The sequence below is a fragment of the Rhodoluna sp. genome (assembly GCF_049276775.1).
Taxonomy (GTDB): Bacteria; Actinomycetota; Actinomycetes; order Actinomycetales; family Microbacteriaceae; genus Rhodoluna.
Genome location: NZ_JBASXC010000114.1, coordinates 1 through 7,349, shown reverse-complemented (window position 1 = coordinate 7,349; position 7,349 = coordinate 1). Strand labels below are relative to the sequence as shown.

The window sequence follows — 7,349 nt, the reverse complement described above, 5'->3', positions numbered from 1 at the left end:
TAGGCTTCCATGTAAAACTTCTGAAGCGGCCTACCCGCAAACCTAAGCTCAGCACTGTTAGTGGAACTGAGCGTGATGTATTTGTCGGTCCCGTTGGCCGTGTGCAGAACAGAGCGGCTACCGTGTCTCGCAAATGCCGTGCTGTACGTCGCACCCCAGTACCCTAAATAGCCGCCCGTATTCTCAAACGAAGGGTTCGTGCAGAGGTTCTCGCCGCCCTGGAGTTTTTGGTCGAAAGCTGCCTGCGCGGCAGCGGCTGCCGAATTAGCTGTCGCTGCGTTGGTCAACGCGGTATTAGCATTGCCTTTTGTTCCAAACAGATCGTTCAGCCAGTCGGTGACAGACGGGACACCGAATTTAGTTAATGCCGCAGCAAAGTTCGCCAACGCCTGATTTGCATTAGTAAGAGCGGTGCTAGCATTCGACGCTGCCGTGCCCAAACCTGAAACTAAACCAGTAATTTTGTCCTGAGCAATTTTTGTCGCGTTAGTGACATTGGTAGTTCCAAAGACGTTTGTTAAGAACGTATTGAAAACCCCGGCAGCCAGCTTTGCCCCAAGATCATTAACAAGGTTAGTAATTTTAGACTGATCAAGCTGCGGTATTTTTCCAATAGTGAGGGCGGGAATCAAAGACTCAAGAATGTTTGACCCCATTGCAGCCCCGCCAAACAGCTTAAGCACAATCGCAGCAGCGTCAGAAATTGCTTTTTGTGCGTCAGTCAAAGCGGTGTTCGCTGTTGCCTGAACCGCGTTGGCGAGGGTTTCAGCGACATTCGCCTCGGTAACGTCACGGACGATTACGTCATCGAAGTAGTAAGACTCAGTGGTCGGTGCAGAGTAGGTGACAATGTAGGGGAGGATTTTGGTGATGCGGGAATCATTGGGGACAGTGAGGGTTGCTGACAGCTTGACCCACTGCCCGGTGCCAATATCGCTGCCTTTAAAGTCCTTGATATCGGCAGCGACATAGCCGGGAACGCCGTAGCCGGTGACGAAAAACCGCACCGCGCCATTGCCAGTCCATGTGTTGCTATCAGCGCCACGGCACCAGCACTCCATGTAATAAACACGATTCGGACCTGATGTGATGCGAACAGCAGAAGTGGCATCTGTCGATAAGGGCAGGTATTTGTAGACGCCGTTATTACCGGCAAGCCTCGCGGCCCTGATTCCGGTTCGGACAGGTGACGTAACGTATGTTGCATCCCATAGATATTGGGTTGTGTCTTCAAAGCCAGAGTTGGTGGCGATATTGCCCAACCCGGCTTGAAGGATATTGCTAACCGTTGACTGTGCCGCGTTGGCGGTGCCTTTCGTTCCAAACAAATCGTTCAGCCACGCCGAAACGCTTCCGACACCAAATTTAGTTAATGCCGCAGTAAAGTTTGCAAGAGCTTGATTAGCATTAGTAAGAGCAGTGTTGGCATTCGACACTGCTGAACCCAAATCGGCAACAAGACCGTTGATCTTGTCCTGTGCGATTTTTGTCGCCCCAGTGATAGTCGTCGTGCCAAAGACGTTTGTCAGGAACGTATTGAAATCAGAAATGCCTAGCTTGTTAAGCACATCAGTTAAAGCTAGTTGGGCATCGGTCAGCGCAGTTTGTGCATTGCTAAATGCTGTAGCAGCAAGACCCTTAGTGCCAAAAAGATCATTCAGCCATTCTGTAATATTGGAAACATTAAATTTTGCAAATGCCTGAGCGAACCAGTCAAAAAGTTTATCAATGTCAAAATCAGTGTCAATTTTAAAGTTAAACAAATCGGCAAGGTCAGAAAATATACCACTAAGGTCAAGGTCAATATCGCTTAAAGCATCAACCAAACCAGTGATCATTGATAACGGAAATGCCCCAATGATTTTGCCTGCATCAATGTCAGGAAGATTCAGAGAACTTAAAATTCCAATAATCTTTCCTGCATCAATGTCAGGAATATTAATAGAGTTAATAACGCCCGTAATAACGTTTGCAGGAATAGACCCGATGATATTATCAAAAGTTCCGGTCAAACCATTGAAAGCGTTTTTCAGAACAGTAAAGATTGGCTCAAGCGGCGTGAAGAATCCCTCAAGACTTGGGATATCTCCAAGGCGAATATTGAAAATGTCAAGGACTGATCCAAGAGATTCAAAAACGGGAACAATTAAATCACGAAGGCTACTGAGGATTTGGGCAAGCTGCTGAACAGCCTGCCCAACAATCGGAACCTCACCGAAGATATCCAGCGCAGTGGCAATTGCTGAATCAATGATTTGATTAATCAGTTCAGTGAAGTTACCGGCGGGCATAATGTAGTTAGAAAAGAAATGCCATGCTGCACCAAAAAGGTTAACCGGAAGAGGAAGACCTGGCTGCAATCCAAAAAGAGAGCCAAAAGCTTGAATAATATATTTGAGGTCACCAAAATCAAATCCTGTATCTCCACTGCCACCTAGCAGAGCAAGGAAATCATTGAGCAGGCTTTGAATTTGCTGAACAAAGTTTTGGTTTGCGTCGTCAATGCCTTTTTGCATTTTTCGCATGTACGATGCCATGTAAGAAACATCGCCTGCCATTTTAGACATGAATTGCGCTTGATCACGATAATCGTATGATTCAGTAGTAATAGAGCCAAGGGCGCGAGACTCTGTGGACTCGTACTTGTACCCGCCATACATACCAAATGGTGCGCTCATATCTTAGTAATCCTAACGTCATCCCAGAAGGCAACGCCACTTGAAACGCTGTCTCCAACGATCAAAGATATGGAAATTTCATTAACCCCAATGGGGACAGTCCAAGTTCCAGTAAGCTCTTTAAACCCATTAGTGCCGTCTTGCAAAAAACTGTCGATTATATCGTATTGTGCTAATGAGCCACCGCTGTAATACTGATTGCAGACAATCGCAAAAGTAAAAGTTGGAGTTCCTGTGTATGTAACTGTTTGAAAACGCACCCAGGCACTGAAATGAATCTGATCGCCTTCTTGAACGGGAATTTTTTCTGATTCAAGTTCTTCCCCACGATCATCACAGTCAATCCGAACGCATCCATCTGTCTTGTATCCGACAGTTGCCACGCGAAACCACTGTCCTTTTTTGAGATACCAGCCTGCAAGGTTTTTCAAAAAATAACCGTTAGACAACAGGTTCATATCTTGAGTCGGCTTTTGGTCCCAATCTGGGTCATACTCAATTGGGTCATAGTTGAATGCGCCTTCAACTTTAAGCGAAAGCTCAACTAGCGGTTCGCTTTCATTCATTGTAATAGAAGTAATTCGATGCCATCCACTGATATCGCCAAACCAAGGGAAATCCGGTGCCTCAACATAAATGGAGTCACCCACCCAGTAACGCCCAAAAGGAGCATGAGGGTGATGCATGTCTACAGTGATCTTTGAAAACGAACGCGGAATATTTCGGCGCGTAAGTTTTCGTTTCGCCCACGCAGCAGCGCGTTCTGTTGAATCAATATTTGCATCTTCTTCAAGAATTGTGCGCCTGAGCCTTGTCGGGTCAGCGTTAGAAAGTTGAGAAGTATAAACCTTGCCCGGTAACCAGCTTCTAATGATCACATCGGAAACAGGTTCAATGTCCATTTCTTCTGCTTTTTCAGCATTGATAACGTTTTCGTTAAGGCGAAACACTAAATGATCTTGCTGATACCCGCCAAGGGGGTAAGAAATGTTGAGGACTTTTTCTACTTGGGTCCGGTCAGAGTTCCAATACGCGCTTTCAATCATGTCCAAAGGCAGGTCACGAGCAAGCGTGGAGATATAGTCACCACAGTCAATAAAGTCAACTGCGCGAATAAATATTGCAAAAAAGTCAAAAGAAAGAATAGTGCCGTCGAACCCATACCCAGGCAACATCTGCGTGCCGGTAGAAGAAGGCTCTACTCGCACCCCCAGATTAGCATTAGGAAAACTTTGAACGTGTGCCCATATGCGTTGAATGATTTCGGCGGGATCAACGGCAATAGGGTTAAAGTTTTCTAACCAAGGAATGCCTTTTGTATAACCCATAAAACCCATGCCCACAATAACCATATCTCCGGTTTGGGGATCAAGCTGATTATTATTGACAAGACAGCAGGTAAGAATTTCTTGCTTACCGTTTATTTCTGTTTCAGTGATTATCCATTGCCCCCAGTTTTTCCAGTCAATACCGAAAGCACTGCCGTATCGCTCGCTTTGGGGAATCTTAAACGATACGCGAGAGGGAGCAGAGAGGCCAATCTGAAGCTGAAACTCTCTGACAGTTAAATCTCTTGTCAGAATTTTATTTGTATTAACTTCAATAATTGTGTGACGAAACCGATCAGTGATCAAGGAATTGCCCCCCAAGCGTCACGCCACATTAAAAAAACTTTATCAGTCCCGGTCGATGGTGGAACTAAGCCCTTATCGTAACAAATGATATCCGCAAACCCTACCCCTGTGGTAAGAAGGTTACCGTCAATGTCAAAAAGAAATCCTTGATTATGTTTAGTGAGGTCTGTAGTAACAATTTCTCCACTGTCTGCCCAAGTAACTTTTGCTGCATCATTAACATAACCAGTATAAGTTTTTGTTGCAGGATCATAACCAATAGCTACGTTATCGGTTTCTTTCCACCCGCCGAACGCGGTGTTCTGCCATGATGCGCGTACAGTAATGCTAGTCGGTGACGTTCCAGAAGCGATATGCAATCGGTTATTTCCGATCCCCGCCTCCACAACAAGGCAGGCATAGTTTGTCATCGTATCGTTGCTCATAATGACTATGCCAGATTTACCCCATTTTGGCTCAACAATCCTTGCCTTAGCGTATTGATTGTTGGTTTTGTATTGCTTGGCATTATAAAGAATTGCCGTTGTATTACTTAGAGCAGCAGCAGAAATATATGTACGGGGAGTGATCCAAGGAATCTGCGTTGAGCCAAAGTTGAAAAAGTCAAAGCGTATTGCGGCTTTACCGGCCAGTGTTGTAAAAGTATCCGGTATTTGAAAGAGCTTGTGGTCATTGATATCTGTTTCCCAGCTTTGATTTCCTAAAGCTGGAACCCAAGTGTTCAATTCTTCTGACGACCATCGAACCGCCGTTGGCCTATTGGGTTGCAATGAAATTCGATCCAAGTACGGCATACTGCCAGTTGCGTAAGCCGCAAGATTAACCCGGTTAGAGTCAATGATCCTGCGCTGCCAGGGATAAGAACTGAGTTCAATTAACTCGCCGTCTTTAATAGAATGGTTCAAACGAATTTCATGTTCGCCAATGGTAAAAACAGGATTTGTCATGGGTCCACTGGCAATCAAGCGTATCCATGAAGGCGCATCACCTTCTGTACGATGTATTTCTATATGAGAATCATTTCTCAGTATTTCTACCGCGTTTTCTTTGATTCCATAATTGAGAATGTCTGCGCGACGAAACTCAGCCGTACAATCAACCGCTTGGCCTTGAACTTGCGCCATGAGCTTAGACGCTAGAAATTGCCCCGGCCTGCCAAAAACAATTCGCTCTTCGTTATTTTTTCCGCATAGATAAAGAGGAATCATCTCACCAGGACGTTTGCGAATGTAGTCGGCACGCCATGCAGAAGCAAGATGTTCAATACGAGGATGGTCTTTCCAAAAATTTGGATCAGTGTGCTTATAGGCATCAAGCAACTCGTTATATAGTACCGACATTTTCATTTGAATAGTTGTCGGTTTAATTTGATCCATGCCAAAGCGTGTTTCGTCGGCCATCCCGACTTGATAATCCTGAACGTTCATGTCATAGGCTTGGGCCTCAAACTCATTGACAAGAATTGAAGTGCCTCGACCAATGACAAGATCACCAATTTGATATTGTCCTGGGATCAAATTTTTGTATGTCATTTACTGTCCTGTCGGTGCCGCAAACTGAGCCGCTTTAACTTGGAACATCATTTGTCGCGTGTTGTCTCGCGGGTCTTGTCCAGGCCCACCATATACATTAATAGTTCCAATCTGCTGATTGCGTGCGTCAGGATTAGTATTTTGGAAAGGCAGATTGTGAGAACGCTTATCTCCTGGGTTATCAACACTGTAGGCAAGAAGTTCGTTTGTCTTTTCATCAAGCAAAAACTTGACATTCCCCGCCAGTTGGCCTGCTGCGCCACCAGTCAGATAGCCAAGGAAATCTCCAACATAACTACCGATGATTCGGTACGCTTCTTGACCAAGATCAACTACGGCATTAAACGCTTCTAGGCCAGACTGAATAAAACTAGAAATAGCCGAAAGACCTTGAAGTGCTGTGGCGGCTGCCATACCTCCACCCGCATCACCACCACCGGAAGCCGCAGAGCTTGCACCAACGATTGTTGCCATAGCACTAGTGATACTGCTGACAGCCCCGGCAACATCTGCACCGAATTTGATGAACTGCTGAATGTGGTCAACAATGTTGAAAAGGTCTTCTGTGTTTGCAACACCGCGTACCAAAGTATCTGCAAACTCTTTGGTTGTTCCGATTGTCTCAATGGCTGAACCGATAACATTGAAAATATCGCTAGCAATACCAACAACAGAGTCACCAATTTGAGTGGCAATATCAAGAGGACTAATTTGTGCAAGCCCAAACTCTGAGCTAATAGCACCTTGCATTCCCTCTACTGCCTGGAACATTGCACGACTTGCAGGAGTGCCTTGAGCCTCTAGCGCATCAAGAATAGGGTTAAGAGCTTCTGCTTGCGCTTGAGCCTGCTCTAATGTCATACCTTCAAAATTATTTTTAATTCCCGCATCAATAGAAGAAAGTATTGGATATTGAGCCTTAAGGGCATCCAACATTTCTTCTTGAGTGCCTTGGAAAAGTCCCGGTGCGTTTACATCACTGGGATTAATAAGCTCAGTTGCGTCGTATTGCAACTCCATTCCCGGTTGATTATAAAGATCAGCGGTTTCCTGTGGAGTCCACGGTTTTCCGGTTGATGGATTAATCTTAACAGGGGTTCCCGGCTCATCACCAGTACCTGAATGAACAGGAATAAATGGAGGGCCATTAGGGTCAGGATTTCGTGTAACAAGCTCTTTTGGAGGAAGATCAGATTGCCTTGCCTCTGGCGGTTCAGGCAAACCAAAGTCTGGCCCTGGGTTAACGCTTTGAGGAACATTAAATGTCATTACTCCATCAGGGCCAACATCTGCGGTAGCCCCATTGGCAAACTGAATATGAACGTGGTCAAAATGGCCTCCCGACTTATAAGTACTTCCGGCAGGACCGCCTTCATTATCAACAAGGTTTTTACCGATATCTCGCCAAATTGTTGACTGAACGCCAAATCTACCAGCGTTGGCTTGAACAAAAGCATTAATTTCATCGCCCAAAGCAAGATTACTCCCAATTCCCACATCAAGCG

At 45.4% G+C, this 7,349-nt stretch carries 4 protein-coding genes; all 4 read right to left on the bottom strand.

Annotated features, from left to right (window positions below; genetic code table 11):
* A partial coding sequence (locus WAO31_RS06785) for a hypothetical protein (RefSeq protein ID WP_509591794.1) occupies nucleotides 1-2,678 on the bottom strand: 2,678 nt, incomplete at its 3' end.
* On the bottom strand, nucleotides 2,675-4,312 hold the full coding sequence (locus WAO31_RS06780; protein WP_509591792.1) for a hypothetical protein: 1,638 nt from the start codon (nucleotides 4,310-4,312) through the stop codon (nucleotides 2,675-2,677). The genes WAO31_RS06780 and WAO31_RS06785, both read right to left, overlap by 4 nt.
* Nucleotides 4,309-5,844, bottom strand: coding sequence for a hypothetical protein (locus WAO31_RS06775; protein WP_509591790.1), 1,536 nt, complete (start codon nucleotides 5,842-5,844; stop codon nucleotides 4,309-4,311). Before WAO31_RS06775 ends, WAO31_RS06780 begins: the two co-directional genes overlap by 4 nt.
* A partial coding sequence (locus WAO31_RS06770; RefSeq protein ID WP_509591788.1) for a hypothetical protein occupies nucleotides 5,845-7,349 on the bottom strand: 1,505 nt, incomplete at its 5' end. It lies immediately after the preceding gene.

Excerpts from the sequence above, each read along its gene's own strand:
- WAO31_RS06775 (WP_509591790.1), bottom strand. The coding sequence starts at position 5,844 with ATGACATACAAAAATTTGATCCCAGGACAATATCAAATTGGTGATCTT.